The 17,392-nt window shown below is 36.8% G+C and carries 18 protein-coding genes and 2 pseudogenes; 5 read left to right on the forward strand and 15 right to left on the reverse strand.

Features of this window, described 5'->3' with window-relative positions:
* Nucleotides 1-5: 5 nt before the first annotated feature.
* The 9 genes and pseudogenes from V6D44_RS17145 to V6D44_RS17185 all read right to left on the reverse strand — a co-directional run bounded on the left by V6D44_RS17145 (nucleotide 6) and on the right by V6D44_RS17185 (nucleotide 6,661).
* Nucleotides 6-788 carry a sulfite exporter TauE/SafE family protein gene (locus V6D44_RS17145; protein ID WP_333516765.1) on the reverse strand — a complete coding sequence of 261 codons (783 nt, stop codon included), beginning with the start codon at nucleotides 786-788 and terminating at the stop codon, nucleotides 6-8.
* Nucleotides 789-849: 61 nt separating this feature from the next.
* Entirely contained in the window at nucleotides 850-1,077 is a 228-nt protein-coding gene (locus V6D44_RS17150) for a sulfurtransferase TusA family protein (protein ID WP_087993542.1), read from the reverse strand.
* A 35-nt stretch (nucleotides 1,078-1,112) separates the two neighbouring features.
* Nucleotides 1,113-2,244, reverse strand: a pseudogene (locus V6D44_RS17155) (MBL fold metallo-hydrolase); the annotation flags it as partial.
* A 15-nt stretch (nucleotides 2,245-2,259) separates the two neighbouring features.
* Nucleotides 2,260-2,817, reverse strand: coding sequence for a sulfurtransferase TusA family protein (locus tag V6D44_RS17160; RefSeq protein WP_087993541.1), 558 nt, complete (start codon nucleotides 2,815-2,817; stop codon nucleotides 2,260-2,262).
* A gap of 78 nt (nucleotides 2,818-2,895) precedes the next feature.
* Nucleotides 2,896-3,264 (reverse strand): rhodanese-like domain-containing protein, encoded by a 369-nt coding sequence (locus V6D44_RS17165; protein ID WP_087993540.1) that lies wholly within the window; start codon nucleotides 3,262-3,264, stop codon nucleotides 2,896-2,898.
* A gap of 24 nt (nucleotides 3,265-3,288) precedes the next feature.
* Nucleotides 3,289-3,771 (reverse strand): DsrE/DsrF/DrsH-like family protein, encoded by a 483-nt coding sequence (locus V6D44_RS17170; RefSeq protein WP_087993539.1) that lies wholly within the window; start codon nucleotides 3,769-3,771, stop codon nucleotides 3,289-3,291.
* Between the two features lie 158 nt (nucleotides 3,772-3,929).
* Entirely contained in the window at nucleotides 3,930-4,190 is a 261-nt protein-coding gene (locus tag V6D44_RS17175) for a metal-sensitive transcriptional regulator (RefSeq protein ID WP_087993538.1), read from the reverse strand.
* A gap of 567 nt (nucleotides 4,191-4,757) precedes the next feature.
* Complete coding sequence (locus V6D44_RS17180) at nucleotides 4,758-5,177, reverse strand: universal stress protein (RefSeq protein ID WP_087993919.1); 420 nt, start codon at nucleotides 5,175-5,177, stop codon at nucleotides 4,758-4,760.
* A 17-nt stretch (nucleotides 5,178-5,194) separates the two neighbouring features.
* The gene (locus V6D44_RS17185) at nucleotides 5,195-6,661 is read right to left on the reverse strand and encodes a SulP family inorganic anion transporter (RefSeq protein WP_087993918.1); all 1,467 of its coding nucleotides are present in this window, start codon (nucleotides 6,659-6,661) and stop codon (nucleotides 5,195-5,197) included.
* Between the two features lie 218 nt (nucleotides 6,662-6,879).
* Here V6D44_RS17185 and V6D44_RS17190 point away from each other — a divergent pair, with 218 nt between their 5' ends.
* Nucleotides 6,880-7,440: a recombinase family protein gene (locus V6D44_RS17190; protein ID WP_253268844.1), complete on the forward strand. Its 561-nt coding sequence runs from the start codon at nucleotides 6,880-6,882 to the stop codon at nucleotides 7,438-7,440.
* 163 nt (nucleotides 7,441-7,603) lie between these two features.
* Here the strand turns inward: V6D44_RS17190 and V6D44_RS17195 are convergent, their stop codons facing one another.
* Both V6D44_RS17195 and V6D44_RS17200 read right to left on the reverse strand, forming a co-directional pair.
* Nucleotides 7,604-8,146 (reverse strand): cupin domain-containing protein, encoded by a 543-nt coding sequence (locus V6D44_RS17195; RefSeq protein WP_087993916.1) that lies wholly within the window; start codon nucleotides 8,144-8,146, stop codon nucleotides 7,604-7,606.
* Between the two features lie 172 nt (nucleotides 8,147-8,318).
* Nucleotides 8,319-8,698 (reverse strand): annotated as a pseudogene (locus tag V6D44_RS17200) (hypothetical protein).
* A gap of 868 nt (nucleotides 8,699-9,566) precedes the next feature.
* On the opposite strand from V6D44_RS17200, the gene V6D44_RS17205 reads away from it, so the two are divergent.
* Nucleotides 9,567-10,028 (forward strand): CarD family transcriptional regulator, encoded by a 462-nt coding sequence (locus V6D44_RS17205; protein ID WP_087993914.1) that lies wholly within the window; start codon nucleotides 9,567-9,569, stop codon nucleotides 10,026-10,028.
* Nucleotides 10,029-10,942: 914 nt separating this feature from the next.
* Here V6D44_RS17205 and cspC read toward each other — a convergent pair.
* Entirely contained in the window at nucleotides 10,943-11,143 is a 201-nt protein-coding gene (cspC, locus tag V6D44_RS17210) for a cold shock protein CspC (protein ID WP_087993913.1), read from the reverse strand.
* A 793-nt stretch (nucleotides 11,144-11,936) separates the two neighbouring features.
* Here cspC and V6D44_RS17215 point away from each other — a divergent pair.
* Nucleotides 11,937-12,965 carry a fatty acid desaturase gene (locus tag V6D44_RS17215; RefSeq protein WP_253268843.1) on the forward strand — a complete coding sequence of 343 codons (1,029 nt, stop codon included), beginning with the start codon at nucleotides 11,937-11,939 and terminating at the stop codon, nucleotides 12,963-12,965.
* A gap of 495 nt (nucleotides 12,966-13,460) precedes the next feature.
* Here V6D44_RS17215 and V6D44_RS17220 read toward each other — a convergent pair whose 3' ends face one another.
* From V6D44_RS17220 to V6D44_RS17230, 3 genes are read right to left on the reverse strand one after another with little or no spacing between them, the layout of a single operon-like run.
* Nucleotides 13,461-14,078 carry an FMN-binding negative transcriptional regulator gene (locus V6D44_RS17220; protein WP_253268842.1) on the reverse strand — a complete coding sequence of 206 codons (618 nt, stop codon included), beginning with the start codon at nucleotides 14,076-14,078 and terminating at the stop codon, nucleotides 13,461-13,463.
* Between the two features lie 20 nt (nucleotides 14,079-14,098).
* Nucleotides 14,099-14,617, reverse strand: a complete 519-nt coding sequence (locus tag V6D44_RS17225) for a GNAT family N-acetyltransferase (RefSeq protein ID WP_087993910.1) — start codon at nucleotides 14,615-14,617, stop codon at nucleotides 14,099-14,101.
* Nucleotides 14,618-14,642: 25 nt separating this feature from the next.
* A complete protein-coding gene (locus tag V6D44_RS17230) occupies nucleotides 14,643-15,095 on the reverse strand; it encodes a MarR family winged helix-turn-helix transcriptional regulator (protein WP_087993909.1) in 453 nt (150 codons plus the stop codon).
* Between the two features lie 117 nt (nucleotides 15,096-15,212).
* Here V6D44_RS17230 and V6D44_RS17235 point away from each other — a divergent pair, with 117 nt between their 5' ends.
* Nucleotides 15,213-15,857 carry a YczE/YyaS/YitT family protein gene (locus V6D44_RS17235; protein WP_333516766.1) on the forward strand — a complete coding sequence of 215 codons (645 nt, stop codon included), beginning with the start codon at nucleotides 15,213-15,215 and terminating at the stop codon, nucleotides 15,855-15,857.
* A 745-nt stretch (nucleotides 15,858-16,602) separates the two neighbouring features.
* Nucleotides 16,603-17,052 carry a hypothetical protein gene (locus V6D44_RS17240; protein WP_087993907.1) on the forward strand — a complete coding sequence of 150 codons (450 nt, stop codon included), beginning with the start codon at nucleotides 16,603-16,605 and terminating at the stop codon, nucleotides 17,050-17,052.
* Nucleotides 17,053-17,392: the final 340 nt, after the last annotated feature.

Raw genomic sequence — 17,392 nt, forward strand, 5'->3', positions numbered from 1 at the left:
ACATTTTATCCCCAAAGGAACCCTATCCAGATTTTAATGGCTGTCGCTGATATTAATAGCGCTAAAATCCATTGCAGGAATTTTGTATTTACCTTTTGTCCAACTTTTGCGCCAATAGGAGAAGCAATTAAACTAGCGATCATAAGAACCAAAGCTGGTACAAAAAGCACCTGTCCTGTGATTACCTTTCCAACTGTTGCGCCAATAGATGATAGAAATGTAACCGCAAGAGATGAAGCGACGGTGATTCTTACAGGAATATTTAAAATTGATAACATAATAGGAACGAGGACAAAGGCGCCGCCAGCTCCTAAAATACCTGATACCCCGCCAATGATAAAGGCTAAGGATGAAGCTAACCATTTATGAAATATGACTTCTTCGCCTTCCCTATGTTCTTGTCCTTTTTTAGGTATAAACATTAATATAACAGCTATAATAGCCAAAATACCGTATACGAAGTTCATTCCTTGTTCAGATATACGATGAGAAAAGTAACTCCCCAAAACACTCCCTATCAGGATGCTGCTTCCCATGTAAATGATTATTGCTTTATTTAAAAAACCACTCTTACGATAAGCCCAAACACCGCCAAGTGTCGCAAAGAAGACTTGAATCGCTCCTATCCCTGAAACTTCATGAGCGGTTAATGACATCACTCCCACTAAAGAAGGAATGTACAATAGCATTGGATAATTAACAACAGATCCGCCAATACCAATCATTCCGGAAATAAAGGCACCAATAAACCCTATAATGAAAAGCGTGATCATAAAGGCAATATCCATTCGGGTTTCCTCCTTTTCAAAGAAAAAGGGTATCTGTTTATTCGATACCCTTTCACATTCATTAGCCTTTTTGAATCCAGAATTTAAGTACATCGCCTTCTTCAGTATGCTCTAAAAGGTCATGCCCGCCGGATTTAGACCAAGCTGCCAGATCACTTTTAGCTCCCTTATCTGTTACATGCACTTCTAATATTTGACCTGAATCCAGTTCATTCATCGCTTTCTTCGTTCTGACGATTGGCATAGGGCATGCCAGTCCTTTTGCGTCTAATACTTTAGCTGATTTCATGTTCATCTCTCTCCTCTTTTAATAGAATGGTTGTGTTACCGAATTGCACAACGGTTTGGCCCAATCTCCATTTCACGCTGTTTTTCTTCATCTGGATTGATTTTCCCCATATTTGTTTCGCGAATCTCTTGATATGCATTTGGCTGCGGAGGCAAATGATTTGTCACTAGGTGTCTAAATTCTGTTTCATCCGCAATGTTCAAACCATGATTCTCGGTAAATAATGTACTTAATTTTTTACCTACACTTCCATCCTCATTTAACTCATCAATGATCATAAAGTGTGCCGGTAATACGATTAAATCCTTTGATAACGCTTTGTAACGGTTATAAAGCGTTTTTCTTAAATCTCCTACCCAATCTTCTGCCATACCGGCTAAATCCGGTCTGCCGATTGAATCGATAAACAAGATATCACCTGAAAGGAGATACCGATCATCTATAATGAAAGAAGTGGAGCCAATTGTATGCCCAGGAGAATAAATTGGTTGAATTCTAATCGTTGTTTTTCCAATGACAACGTCATTTCCTTCTTCCAACGGCTGATAATCGAATACCACTTCTTCAGCATCTTTAGGCGGTAACCAGTAGGTTGCTTTTGTTTTTTCGGCAATCACTCTGCCGCCTGAAATATGGTCTGCGTGAAGGTGTGTATCAAATACGTGGGTAATCGCCGCACCCTTTTCCTTTGCAAAATCCATAAAGACACCCGCCATACGTGTCGCATCAATAATCGCCGCTTCACCATTGGAAATCACCATGTATGACAGACAGCCTTTGCCGATTCTCACAAACTGATACATCTCACCGCCGTCTTTTAAATCGCCGACTTTTACCGGCTCTAAATGCTCGCTCCACGCTTTCATACCACCTTTAAGATACGATACAGAAAGACCGGCTTCTGAAAGCATCTCGGATACCATTACAGATGAACCTTCTTTTGCGCATACGACTAGCACTTCTTTATCGGAAGGAATTTCCCCTAAGATATCTTCCACGCCATCTAAAAGGTCGAAATAAGGCACATTCAAATGTTCAAAATCATGTCCTTCAATTTTCCAATCGCTAAAATCATTTTCATTACGCACATCAAGAATGTATAAAGGTTCTTTGTTAAAAATTTTTTGTGACACTTCTTTTGCGGTAGTTGCCTGTACAGTCATGTTTAAATCCCTCCTTTAATTACTCTGTTTTCCCTGTCCAATCACGCATACCGGGGACAACGTTGATTACCTTTTTAAAACCTTGTTTTTTCATCGTTTGGGCTGCCATTTCACTTCTTCTTCCTGAATGGCAAATGATATAAATTTCATCATCTTTATTTAACTCGCTAGAGCGTTTTTCCACTTCACCAAGAGGGATATGCACAACACCCGGAATATGGGCTTCTTCATACTCCTCCACCTCCCGAACATCTAAAATGTGAAGAGGCTCGTCACTTTCTACTTTCTGTTTGAAAGTGTCTAATGAAATGTCCGGAATGGAAGATGCGTTCTCTGATGCAGGCTCGCCTCCTCTGCGAAGAAAATGGCGAAATAGATCTCCCTCTGTTTCAGTACCTAGATATTGATGACCTGTGCTTTTTGCCCATGCTTGCAAATCTGCCGTAAAGCCTTTGTCTGTTGCTTGAATTTCTAATACTTCACCAGCTTTTAAATCCTTCATTTTCTTCTTCGTTTTGACGATAGGCATCGGACATGCTAAACCTTTAGCATCTAATACAACATTTGCTTGTATCATGTTATTTCCTCCTTTTATCTAATAGGGGTAGGGGTATATGATCCGTCAAAAAAAGAGATCTTCTTCCTTTCACCGACATTAATGCCATGCATTCATGCCGCCTTTTACATTTGTAACACTTTTAAATCCTTGTTTTTTCAATACCTTACTCGCCTTCATACTTCTCATGCCGCTTTGGCAAATAACGAAAATCTCCCTGTCTTTTGAAAGTTGATTTGTTTGTTGAGGCAGTATTGACAAGGGAATATTCTTAAAACCTTTAATATGCTTTGTACGAAACTCAAAAGGTGTTCTGACATCTATAAACTGTTTCCCTTGACTTTTCAGCTCTGATTTTAAAACTGTCGTTGTCATTTGTTTCACACCTTTTACTGGTGAAACATTCCGAATCAATATCCATAGAAAAAACAAAATGAGTATGGTATAGATGATGACTCTGCTATCCATCGGATTCGATTCACCTCTCTTCAATTAAATAAATAAGTTAACAGCACCTTCTTCAGCATCAGCTAAATAAGCTGCTACACCAGCATAGTCGATATCATCTAATAGTTCTTTTTCCTGCAAACCAAGCAGATCCATTGTCATCGTACAAGCTACGAGCTTTACACCTTGTTCTTGAGCCATCTCAATTAACTGAGGCAATGTTAGCGCATTATGCTTTTTCATCACATTTTTGATCATTTTAGGGCCCATACCTGCAAAGTTCATTTTAGATAAGCCCATCTTATCAGCGCCTCGAGGCATCATTTTTCCAAACATGTTTTCAAGAAATCCTTTTTTTACAGGGACCAGCTCTTCTTTACGTAAAGCGTTTAATCCCCAAAACGTATGGAAGATGGTCACTTCATGGTCATAGGCGGCTGCACCATTTGCAATAATGTAAGCTGCCATCGCTTTATCATAATCCCCGCTGAATAAGACAATCGTTGTGCGTTTTGTTTGTTCTGTCATGTTTATCCTCCTAAACCCCCAATTACCCATAGGGGTATATCGAAAGCAAAATTTTTTAAAAGTTAAGGCTATAATTCAATCAATTGAATACCGGTAGGGGTATATTATAACACATATAAAAATTCGTCAACCTTAAAAATGATAGGTTGATGAATTTTTTATCGGCTCTTCACCAGTAAGTCGACTGCTTCTTTTACTAAATTGGATGTGTCTTCTCCCTGATCCAAGCTTTCACGAATACAAAGTTCAAGATTTGTGCCAACAATAACACCTAATGCTCTATCAATTGCATTGCGTGAGGCTGCCAATTGAGTCACAACTTCTCTGCAGTCTTTTCCTTGCTCCATCATCGTCAATACACCTTTAATTTGCCCTTCTATCCGGCGTAAGCGATTTTTAACCTTTTGATCATACTCCATATCGTTGAAATCCTTTCTTTCATTAATTTTTGCAATTCATAACTGTTCACATGAATACCTTCTTTAGAAAACACACTCCCACATTTAATTCTGCCTTATCATAAACTATTATGTGTATTTTATCACGCGGAATCTCTAAATAAAAACGTTTTAGATACGCATATGGAATGTTTAAAATAAAATCATTTTGAAAAATTGGTTACATCGTTAAAATGACGATATCTAATATGGTCACATCCATGGCTACTAATTCTTCTTTATTGAGACAAAAATACCTGCAGAATAATAACGTCTAGACATGGCATAGATCAATATCAAAATAAGCAGGAATGCGACAGCCAAGTAAGAAATTTATTTACAGCGCCTTTTTAACTGCTTCTTATTTATGAACCAATAATATACCCCCGTAGGTATAAAGTCAAGTGCGTGAAAATTAGATTTCGGATCGTTTTGATACGAAGTGCTGTTTTGAGACTGTAAATAAAACCACCTATCACTTTTGCCCAGCTAAATTAACAACAGTAAAAAAACAAGCCGATTTTATATAAAATCGGCTTGTTCCATCCATCACTTTACAATCAGCACAGGACAATTTACTCGCTTAGCCACTTTATGGCTTACACTGCCCAGCACCATCTCCTGCAGCGAATTCAATCCCCTGCTGCCTACTACGAGCATATCAAATTGATTTTCATTTGCATAAGCAACAATGGCCGGTCCTGGTTCTCCGTGTTTCATCATTACATCATGCCGGACACCAGCTTGCTCAAATTTTTCTAAAATCGGCTCTAACTTTTTACACCTTTCCATTTCTAACTCTGCAGAACTCGCAGTATGAAGCACTTCGGTTTTCGTTTTTGAATAATCTTTAACAAAAATGATTTCCACTCTTGCATCAGGCACCAGTTTCGCTATACGAATTGCATGTTCTGCTGACCGAATGGAATGATCTGATCCATCAGCTGCCAACAAAATATTTTGATACATACCCCTTCACCTTCCCCTTAGTGGCTTGACGGCTGTGCGTTAGGATGATTGTAAGTAGCCAGCTTTTCAATCAAATGTTGGCTTGATTCGTTTAAGCCAACCAATGTAACATCTGCATGATTTTCTTTGAATTTCAAAACAACCTTATCCACTGCGGCAACACCAGAATCATCCCAAATATGCGCCTCTGAAAAGTTCATCACAACACGCTCTTTTACATCTTCATATGAAAATGAATTCACAAAATCTTGAACAGAAGCAAAGAACACTTGGCCCTTAATGTCATAAACAGCCTCTTTCTCAGAAACAGAAGACAAATCCACCTTTACTCGTGAAATTTTAGAAGCGAAGAAAATAGCACTTAACAGGACACCTACGATTACGCCAATGGATAAGTTATCTGTTGCCACTACAGTAATTACTGTGACAACCATGACAACAGAATCAGTGAACGGAACTTTTTTAAGGGTCCGGATTGAAGACCAATCGAATGTTCCAATTGAAACCATAATCATAACGCCAACCAATGCAGGCATAGGAACTTGAACAACCCATTCACCCAAAACGAGTATTAAAAACATGAGGAACATACCAGCCGTAAAGGTTGACAGTCTCCCTCTCCCTCCAGACTTTACGTTAATAACAGATTGACCGATCATGGCACACCCTGCCATACCGCCGAAAAATCCGGCAACGATATTGGCAATCCCTTGCCCTCGGCTTTCCCTGTTTTTATTACTATCTGTGTCAGTCATGTCATCAACAATGGAAGACGTCAGCAGCGACTCAAGCAGACCAACGACAGCTAGAGCAATAGAAGTCGGGAAGATAATTGACAGCGTCTCAAAGTTTAATGGAACATCGGGAATCAAAAAGTTCGGCAAAGCTTGTTTGATTGTTCCTAAATCTCCAACTGTTTGAACATTAAAGTGACCCCAAATAGAAATGACCGTGAGAAATACAATTGCTATTAAAGGACTTGGAACAGCTTTTGTAATAAACGGGAACAAATAAATGATGACTAAGGTTATGCCGACAAACACATATGTCAGACCGGATATTCCAACAAAATGAGGAACTTGTGCCATGAAAATTAAAATGGCCAGCGCATTAACAAAACCTACCATGACCGATCGAGGTACAAATTTCATTAATCGCGCCACTTTCAGAACCCCAAATATGATTTGGATGATACCCGTCAGGATCGTAGCAGCAAACAGATACTGTAATCCGTGATCCTTTACCAGCGTTCCCATTAACAACGCCATAGCCCCTGTAGCCGCAGAAATCATCGCAGGCCTTCCGCCCGCAAAAGAAATCACCACCGCAATACAAAATGAGGCATACAATCCCACCATCGGGTCAACACCTGCAATAATAGAAAAACCAATGGCTTCAGGAATTAGTGCCAAAGCAACGACAATCCCGGCTAATAAGTCCCCTCTTATATTTGAGAACCACTCTATATTTAATTTTTTTAACATAAAATACAGTACACCTCTTTATGATTATTTTTTGTTGACTTCTAACTCTCATAGAAGCCAGGGTCGTTTGTAACTATTTAGAATGTAACAAACAAGAATTCAAATGTCTACAATTTTTCGTTCCAAAATAGATCTTTTTTGGAACTGACGGCGCATTCTGCGCTATCCATCTTATTTTGTTATAATGAAATATACAAAATTCATCAGGAGTTGATGATTTGATTTTTGGATATGCGCGTCCGTTTAGTCAAGATCAGGATGTAACAAAACAGATAACTGCACTTAAAGGGTTCAACTGTGAAAAAATATATATTGAACAAACAAATTCAGCAAAAAACAGACCAGAATTTGAGTCATTATGCAACAGTTTAAATACCGGAGATACCGTAATCATTTATAAGTTATACAGCATTGCGGACTCTACAAAAAACCTAATCGATATCATAGATTTTTTCAAAAGGAAACAAATCCACTTTATTTCAATATTAGACAAAGTGGACACCACAAAGAAAAACGGTTCCATATTCTTCGATTTTTTAGAAAGAGTCGGCAAATTTCAATTTGACATGATTAGTGAAAACACAAAGCTTGGAATTCAAGAGGCGAAATTAAAGGGGAAAAATACAGGACGTCCGAGAAAACCAGACCATAATGTCCGGCGCGCGATGGAAATGTATCAAAGCAAAACGTATACCATTCAGCAAATTACCAAAGAGACGGGCATCAGTAAAACAACACTGTACCGTTATTTAGATAATTGGAATGATTTTGATTCATAATAAACACGAATAAAAAACATACCGCTATTTTGGGTATGTTTTTTATTCGTGATTCATTCCCTCTCAAAAATGATCCACATAAACAACGCCGGAAATGGTCTGTGTTAAAACCGGAAAAGATAAATGTTGGGAAATATCTTGTGAAACAGTCTCATTAACCCGCTCAATTTTTGTATGAATTGTTCTCCTTTTCCGCAGCTTCTGCATCCGCTTTAGTCACATGGACCGTGCCAAATGGATGGTTAGGCGGGGCATAAATGGAGTATAGTTTTAGCGGCGTATTGCCTGTATTGATCAGGTTGTGCCATGTGCCGGCAGGTATGACGATGGCTGAATCATCATAGACATTTCGCTGAAAGTTTACCTGATCTTTACTCTTGCCCATTTTAACGATCCCGCGGCCTTGCTCAATCCGCAAAAATTGATCGAGGTTAGAATGCATTTCCAAACCGATATCTTCTCCAATATCAATACTCATGACAGTAACTTGCAGGTGCGCTCCTGTCCATAGCGCAGTACGGAACGTATTGTTTTGTTTTGTTGCTTTATTGATATTAATAACAAATGGTTTCGGCCCATAATCTGTCAAGTGAAGGTTTTGGCCTGCGTTTTCATGCTTCATTTTATATGGATTCATCCAATAAACCGACCTTCCACCGCAGCACACATAATAAGGGTATTGATGTGTAACAGGTATATAATACATTTTCAGATCCCCACATTTTTTTATTTTATGATATTACCCTATGCGTTTGTTGTGGGAATGTGCCACTTACATAACTTCTTAATAAAGAAAAGCTGTTGTATTGGTCACCTTATTTGAAAAACCCATGATTTCAAGCATTTGAGTTCTTCACTACACTCATTTACCATAAAAGTTATAATTTAACTTCTCTATTGCGATCAATGAATAAGGTTACTACAACACTAGCTATACTAACGAACGTTCCTGCAATAGAAACAAGAATTGTCCAAAAGCCATCGGGAATAAGAAAGCCGATTGGGATTAGCCCCATAAAAGTCAAAACGATAAAACATTGGTATACTGCAGATATGATTCTTACAACACAAGGTTGCCAAAAAAGGACATGGCTAATGGAGGGATGAATAAAAATACAACGATCCCAATTGATATCATTAAAATAATAGGCTCATCAAATGAAATGACATGCTCTCCAGGTGAATTTTCAGCAGCCACTAGCATTACAACTATAGACATTATCAGTGTAAGTAAAACCAGAAAAAACCTTTTAAACAACATTATGACTCCTTTTTTAAAATGTACCTATAACGGGTCCTTTCCATAACCATTTTATGTGATTCAATAAAGAATATGCAGTTTTAACACAGCCGCCACAAGCACTATTTATCATTAAGACATAACAGATACCAGTGGTAACTAACCACATAAAATGTCGTATTTATAGCGGCTTAGCTGTGGTATACCCTTCTTTTTTTGCTGAGATGATGAAATTACCTTCCTCCTTTTTTACCAATTATGATAAAACCTTTATCTAACAGCTTATCAAATATATAGAAATTAAACAATTTTGTATTCTAACTCCCCTGTAATTGTATGATCACTTCCTTCATCATAAGTATCATCTTCATTAATTGAATAGATAGGTATTCCCGTCATTTCAACTACCGCTTAAATATCTCAATTTCATTTTGCCTACTAACATTTCTTTGTTCCGGTTATAGGACAAAAAATACCAAGGGTCTACAATCGTTGGTATCGTTGGTGCGGCCGAGAGGACTTGAACCCCACGGATGATTCACCCACTGAGCCCTCCTCAACATATCACTGATTATGAAAGGATTGTTTTCGTTACACTCTCTATCTTCCATATTCATCATTTCTATAAAAAAAATTGATGGCAAGTCATGAATTCCTATAGGGGATTTAATAACTCAAACTGATTTACTGTAAATTAGTCGGCTTTCAGGATATACACGGACCAATAGACCTCGTTCCCTATTGTTTTGATGTTGTTTGTGCTCGATCTGATTTTTTCAAAAAGTTATTGACAATAAAAAAATAATCATGTTATTATTGAATATTTGATATTACACCTCCATATATGGTAACCTTAAGAAAGGTACCATATATGGAGGTGTATGATATGTTTCAAATTGGCGATCACATTGTTTATCCAATGCACGGCGCAGGTATAATTGAAGCCATAGAAGAAAAAGATTTTTTAGATGAAAAACAACAGTATTATGTCATCAAAATGTCAATCAGTAATATGACAGTTATGATTCCAGCGCGTAAACTATTGAGTTCAAGTATACGACCAGTTACTGATATACTTGCATTAAAACACATTCTACACATTTTTCAGCATGGAGAATCAGATAGGCTACTGCCGTGGAAACAAAGGTATCAAGTAAACACGAACAAAATAAAAACAGGTGAAATACTAGAAGGTGCTGAAGTTGTACGTGATTTAAGGCGTATGAAGAAAGAAAAAGCACTTAATACAAGCGAAAAAAAAATGTTGGATCATGCACAAGAATTTTTGATTAGTGAACTGGAAGTCATTAAAGGAATCACTGAAAACCAAATAAAAAGTTTCTGTTAATATTAATTATTGATCATGTATTTCATTCTGAAAAATATCCTGAATTTTTTGATGATATTATGATTACAAGTAAAGTAAATCATTTCAAATATGTTCAACTTCTTCAACTTACTTTTGGAACATGAACCTCTTTTGTTATTCCTATCATCTATTCCCTTTTTATTATATAAATTTTTCTGCGAACATTTGAAGAAAAAAACGAAATAGTCTTGATTTTTTCAATCCTGATTCACACTGCCACGGACAAGGAGCCGCAAAGATGGAAGAAAGGGAGGGCTTTCATTGTTTTAGGATCTTAGTGATTATTTCTAGGTTTCCCCTCACGAGTTGGTAACATCTAAATATATGGTCAACAATAAAAAATGAAGAAATTTTTTGAAATAAAACAATAAGAGGGTGTGGAGATACGAAACGTATGCCTGCACAAGAATTAAAAAAGCGAAAAAGGGTTGCTTCTATTGTGGAATTCTTGTAGTAGTTGGACCCAGCTGTTATTTTAGCTAATCAAGAGTTCTTAAAAATTGCCGAATGAACGAAGAAAAGGATGATTCTTTACGAGAAGGGATGGTCCTTTTTGTTTACTTTTCGTAATAATAGGATAAACATACATTTCATTTGATCCTGATGAATTTAAAGGAAGAAGAGTGTCGGGATTATCATCGGTACTTCGTTTAGCGTGACGCTTTTGGCAGATGGCACAACACATTTACGCTGGCTTTTTGTTCGTATTGGAAAAGAAAATACATTCCACATATTGTAAATCGAGTATGTTATACTGTAAAAAAACCTTTGAAGCTTTAAATCTTTTTCTATTACCTTGTACCATCTCCCTACTCGAACGTTGAGTGGGTTTTTTTGAGAACATAAAAAAACAGGCCCTATTTAAAGAACCTGTTTGTATAAACGATTGAAGATTAAGCTTTTTGAACGTTAGCAGCTTGAGCTCCACGAGCACCTTGCTCAACGTCAAACGTTACTTTTTCACCTTCGTCTAAAGATTTGAATCCGTCACTTTGGATTGCAGAGAAGTGTACGAATACATCGTCTCCGTTTTCACGTTCGATGAAGCCAAAACCTTTTTCTGCATTAAACCATTTTACTGTACCTTGTTCCATTATTGTTGCCTCCTAGTGTGTTACCACACAGTATATACTATCCTTGCCCATAGTATCATCAAGACGAAAAGTTAATATTCATACTATCCTTTACACCGAACAAAAATAATTCTTCTTTATCATAACACGAAACGGAAATCATTCCAAATTAATATTTTCGTTTTATTCATTATTATTTCTTAAATGTATGGAATCCAGTACAGCAGCAGTAAAAAAACAGAAAATGCCAATCATACTGCACCAATTTTTTAATATGTCTAAGAGGTCTATTCCTAACTATGGTTTGAAAACACCGTGAAAATGAATCACGAGTGTCTTCAAGCCTTTTCTTTGCTCTTTAGCACTTCATTATTGATTATTAAAGATTTCTATCAAAAGCTCAGCTGTTTCTTGCCCAAATGGAGCAGGGCTGTTCACTGGTAGAGCTTTGTTCTGCAGATTTCCAAAGCCTTTATCCTTCTGTCTCTCTTTTTGACACTTATCAATCCATCCAAATTTTCTCTACTATTTCCTCAAACACTCCATGTTCACAGGCTCAATAAACCGATCGCCATAGGGAAGCAGGGAGAGAGTTTGGCCAGATAAATAGCCGGGTATACTCTTCATATCCTTTTGTATCCCGGTTGGCTCTGCTAATAAAGATTTAACTGAACTTGAAACATTTTGATTTCCAATAATTTCACAAATAATTGGGAAAGATACCTTCATATATGGAGTATGACGCTGGGTCTTCAAAGGCAATAAAACATTTTCTATACTCAGAAGATCATCAGGGAAGGGGAACCTTTTAAAAATGAATGAAAAAAACCTCAGGACTTTGAGAAAACTGGTCACACCTTATGAAAAGTCCGATTTACAAAAAAGTATTTGTCAAATCATGAACACATTGGTACCATTTTTCCTGTTATGGTGTTTGGCATATAAGAGCTTGTCGATTTCTTATTTTCTTACATTAGCGATTTCTGTCGTTGCTGCAGGTTTTTTAGTGAGAACATTCATCATCTTTCATGATTGCTGCCACTATTCCTTTTTTAAGAACAGAAAGGCGAATCGAATCCTTGGAACAATCACAGGAATTCTAACTCTGCATCCTTTTGATCATTGGGCACACGACCATTCTGTCCATCATGCGACAAGCAGCAACCTGGACAAACGCGGGACAGGCGATATTTGGGTACTGACCGTTGAGGAATATAAGGAAGCCTCAACTAAGACAAAAATCATGTACCGTTTGTACAGAAATCCGTTTGTTATGTTTGTGGTTGGGCCGCTTTACGTCTTCGGGATTACCAATCGTTTTAATCGTAAAGGGGCCAAACGTAAAGAACGGCTGAATACGTATGTAACGAACCTGGGGATCGTCACTTTGGCAGCACTTTTATGTTGGGTTATTGGCTGGCAAAACTTCCTTCTGGTTCAGGCGCCAATTTTTCTGATATCGGGATCTCTCGGCATTTGGATGTTTTATATTCAGCATACGTTTGAGGACTCTTATTTTGAAGAAGATGAGCATTGGGAATATGTAAAAGCAGCAGTTGAAGGAAGTTCTTATTATAAGCTACCAAAAGTCATGCAATGGCTAACAGGCAATATCGGTTTCCATCATGTTCACCATTTAAGCCCGAGAGTGCCAAACTATAAGCTTGAAAAAGCGCATAACAACGCTGAACCATTGCAAAACGTTCCGACCATTACACTGGCAACAAGTCTTAAGTCGTTAAAGTTCCGCCTATGGGATGAAGAAAGCAAAAAATTTGTCGGTTTTAGCCACTTAAAAAAAGCTTCTAAAAACCAAGTATCACCGCGGCTAGGAGCGGATTAAATAAATCCCCGTAACCGATGATAAGGGGCAGTGTATCTTGCAGAATAAAAGTGCAGTCTCGCGCAACGGTTTTGTGCAGAGGCCAGCACTTTTTTAGTGCCCAATACACTTACAGACTCCACAATCGTATTCCGCCCAAAAAATAATACCAAAGGTGGTTAAACCCTTGATATTATTGGGATGCGGCCGAGAGGACTTGAACCTCCATGGGTTATTAACCCACTAGGATCTCAATAAAGTGAAAGCTTATTATCAGTTACAAAAGCCCGTCATTTCAAGCATTTGAATTCATTTATTACATGTATTTTCATCGTTTTATATTCATTTTGGGCATAAAATGGGCACTGTTTTTAGGCTGTAAGCACACTGATTAATTCAAAGTTCGCATCCCAATCTAATGAAAGAAAGAGCAATGAATAGAAGCTGCAAACATAACTGCTCCAGTTCCATTCTTTAATTCTCGAATCTAAAGGTTTAATAAAAGTGGGCTTATATTTAGTTTTTTAATCTCTTTTCCATCTGTTCTGCCATTTGTTTCGAATTTGGATTTCCTTCATTTTGCAATTGATCAATGATATTCATATAATCCATTTCACTTCGGTTCTGACTTAATTTATATGCAGCCTGAATGTCATCCACCTTAATCTTAAAACCGACAATCGCTTTCAGTTGTCTTTCTAAGAGTTCAGGGGAAAGTTTATCCCATAAAATTGGATTTTCTCGATGTTTTTCGTATTTTTCCATCATTGTTGTTAATTCTTCTATTAATTCATCTCTCTCTAAAATACTTGCTTGACCGTATATATGGACGGCTTGATAATTCCATGTCGGAACATCTTCATGCCCGTACCAAGAAGAAGAAATGTAAGCGTGTGTTCCCTGAAACATAACAAGCACATCTTCACAGGTTTCAAATGTTCTCCACTGCCGATTTCCATAAGCGATATGCCCAGTGATATAGTAATCATCACCTTTTTTATTTAACCCCAAAGGCAAATGCGTGGCAATTGGTTTCCCTTGTTCTGTCGTGACGATCGTGCCAAAAGAGTTTTTTTGAACGAAATCCCAAATTTCATCAACATTTGAGACCTTAAAATATTTTGGAATATACATAATCATCCTCCTTCCAAAAATTATATAAGTGTTTTAGCCATTATAAAGTCCGTTTGTTTTTCATGCCCCATATAAAAAGAATGGGCTCCAGTTTGAACAAACCCCATTTTCTTATAAAAAGCAATAGCATTTTCGTTTTTTTCCCATACGCCCAGCCAGATTTTCTTTTTATTCAGTTCCTTCGCAATTTCCATAGCTTTATTCAACAGATATTTACCAAGTCCATGTTTTTGAAATTTGTTCTTGATATAAATCCTCTCGATTTCAAGTGATTCATCACCCATTTTTTCAGTCTGGGCATCATTGGTATTGACCTTTAAATATCCAGCGACTTCATTATTAAAATATACAAAAAAGAAGCGCGAAGAAATATTGGATAATTCTTTTTCTAATTGTTTTAAGTTAAAAGCCTTTTCCAGATAGGCATTCATATTTTCGGGCGAATTCTGATCCTTAAATGTCTCATTAAATGTTTCATAACTAATGTCTTGAAGTTTGCCCAAGTCTTCAAGTGTGCACTTTTTTATATTGATAGTCATTTAAATATGTCACTCCTTTATAACATCAATAATTTCTCTTGTTCCCTTTTTTTACAAAATCCCAATCTTTTTCTATATTTTTTCTTACTCTTTGAAGAAAATTGAAAATGGTCTCCGCTTCTCTTTCAGAAAATCCCTCTAAAGCGACACGATTCGAATGATCATTTTCTCTTTTTATAAAAGGAAATACCTCATTCCCTTTTTCCGTCGGAAAGAGTTTTTTTATTTTTTTGTTATGTTCATCATCTTTCTTTTCAATAAAGCCCTTCATTTCAAGTTTTTTTATTGCACGAGCTGCGGTTGTTCGGTCTACTTTAATCATCTCAGCTAACTTTTCTTGAATGATTCCCGGGTTTTCACATATTCGGACAAGGTACAAATACTGCCCTTTTGTCAGGTCATGTTCTTTAAATTCGATATTGCTTATAGAATCCAATGCTCGTGCAATCATTCCAATTTCACGAAGAATATCCTTCATCATTAAACTCCTTACGTATGTGTTTTTGTTGTATTTGCAATAAAAATAGCGTACATTAAATATAACTCATCTTTGTTGTATTTACAACAAAAAATAAAGATAAAGAGGTCGAGTAAAGTGAAATATGTTTTTTATGTATTAGGAATTTTAATCTTAACCCTTGGTATTTCTTTCACGATTCAATCAGATCTTGGAGCTTCCCCTTTTGACGCACTTTTGGTGGGACTGTCCATAAATGTGGGGCTTACTGTGGGAAGTTGGGAAGTCATCATAGCTCTTATATTAATATGTTGTAATTCATTTTTAAAAAGACAAAAACCTGAAATTTCGGGGTTGTTAACGGCCTTTATAACGGGTATGGGGATTGATATATGGCTTTTTTTATCGCACTTTTCTGTAACACCTGAAACTTTGCACAGCAAAATTGTTTGTTTTGCAATTGGCTTAGTTGTTATAGGATTGGGAACCGCAACATATTTACACACAAAATTCGCCCCGATTCCTGTTGACCTGCTAACATTAATCATAAAAGAATTAACGAAAACCAATATATTTTTTTCGAGAACATTCATTTACCTCGTCTTCTTGATAATGGCGTTTATTTTGAATGGACCAATTGGCGTTGGAACTATACTAACCGTTTGTTTAGGTGGGTTAATTCTTAATTACTTCATGCCCTTTACTGAAAAAGTGTTGGATCGCATACTAACAAACTCCAGTACATCACCAAATGATGGTCAAGATAAAAAGCATTCCATATAGAAGGTAATTTAAGTAAGTGGGCACAAGAGGTAAAAACAGATGAATATGAAAAATACCAAGGTCGTCAAAACCCTTGGTATCATTGATGCGGCCGAGAGGACTCGAACCTCCACGGGGTTTGCCCCCACTAGGTCCTCGACATAGTGAAAACGTATCATGTATTACATAAACCTTATAAATAAAGCATTCTTTATCTTCATTTCCACCTATTTTCTTCTTTTTCATGAATTTTGAGCAAAAATTGGGCACTACTTTTTTTAAAAATCACTAAAATATTAGCTTTAAATAATTCCAGCTAAGACCTAAGAAACCACTAACAAGAGAAGTAATGTGGTCTCGCCCACTGGGTGCGATAGTTTTTTCTTTTGGTAGTATCTTGACTTGTCCGATTTTGTAATTCAGTTTAGATAGACAGAGATAAAAAAGAGTACGTATTAATCTTGAATAGCACAAAAAACACTACCCTTTTCGTTACTTTAGAGAAAGGATAGTGTTTTTTCGTTTTGCGGGTATCGGGAAAATCTCTGCTAATAGCAATACCTCAATAAGAAGATCGCAATTTCCACTTACCAAGCTATATCAAGGCTTACTTGTCTGATTTGGGATGTTTGGGGTACAAAAGTTTGAGTTACAAACATTATTGTCCAAAAAATCATTTACTGTAATTATTTTACATGGTATTATTTGTATTATGCATGCGAAGTATGCATGTATAATAAATTAAATTAAAAAGGAGTGCTTGATCGTGAATCTTAAGTCCATTTTCAAAGGAGTAACATCGACTCTGATAGCTGGTGTAATTGTTGGAACTTGTGCTATACCTGCTTTTGCGGAGTCGACTACAAGTGTATCGTCGAAAAATTATGCAGTTACAAGTGGAGAATTCAAAGCTCTAGACAGGGAGGTTTCAGATGGCTCTGTTGATCAATCAAGCTGGAGTCGGACGTTCGAATTAGATGAGAACGACGGGGCACAAGTAAACTTCTGGGCTTCAAATAACGGGAGTAATGACATAAAAATATCAATTGATGGAATAGTCTCAAGAACTCTCGCACCAGGCGAGCAAGGCAACATTTCTGCTGAGGTTGAAAATGGTTGGTTTGGTTGGACATACAATTACACATTTACAGCTTCACCAACGGCTCAAGGTGGTAGTGTTAAGATGAACTATCGTATTGCTCAAAGAAATAATTAACGAATTACGGAAAGGTAATCACTCATTACCTTTCCGTAATTTCATCATTTTTTAGTTTTTTAAAAGATTCCTTACTTTCTATACTTTGGAGATAAATTCACTCCAGGTTTTTCATCTTCTCTTTTTCTAAAAATAAAAGGTTTTGTATTAAACCCTATATGATGCAAATCAAACCCATTAGTAATTACTTTTCTCTAATTTTCTACTCCTGCTTTTCCTGCTCTTTTCCCCTCAACCTTATGAAATCTTATCATGTCCTATATTTAAGGGTTATACAGCTCTTATTATCATTATTTACACCTTTTTTGATGTTTTTCATATTTTCTGGGCAGTAAAGAAA

Origin of the sequence: Bacillus sp. 0209A, from assembly GCF_036765095.1 — a bacterium.
Classification (GTDB): domain Bacteria; phylum Bacillota; class Bacilli; order Bacillales; family Bacillaceae; genus Bacillus; species Bacillus subtilis_G.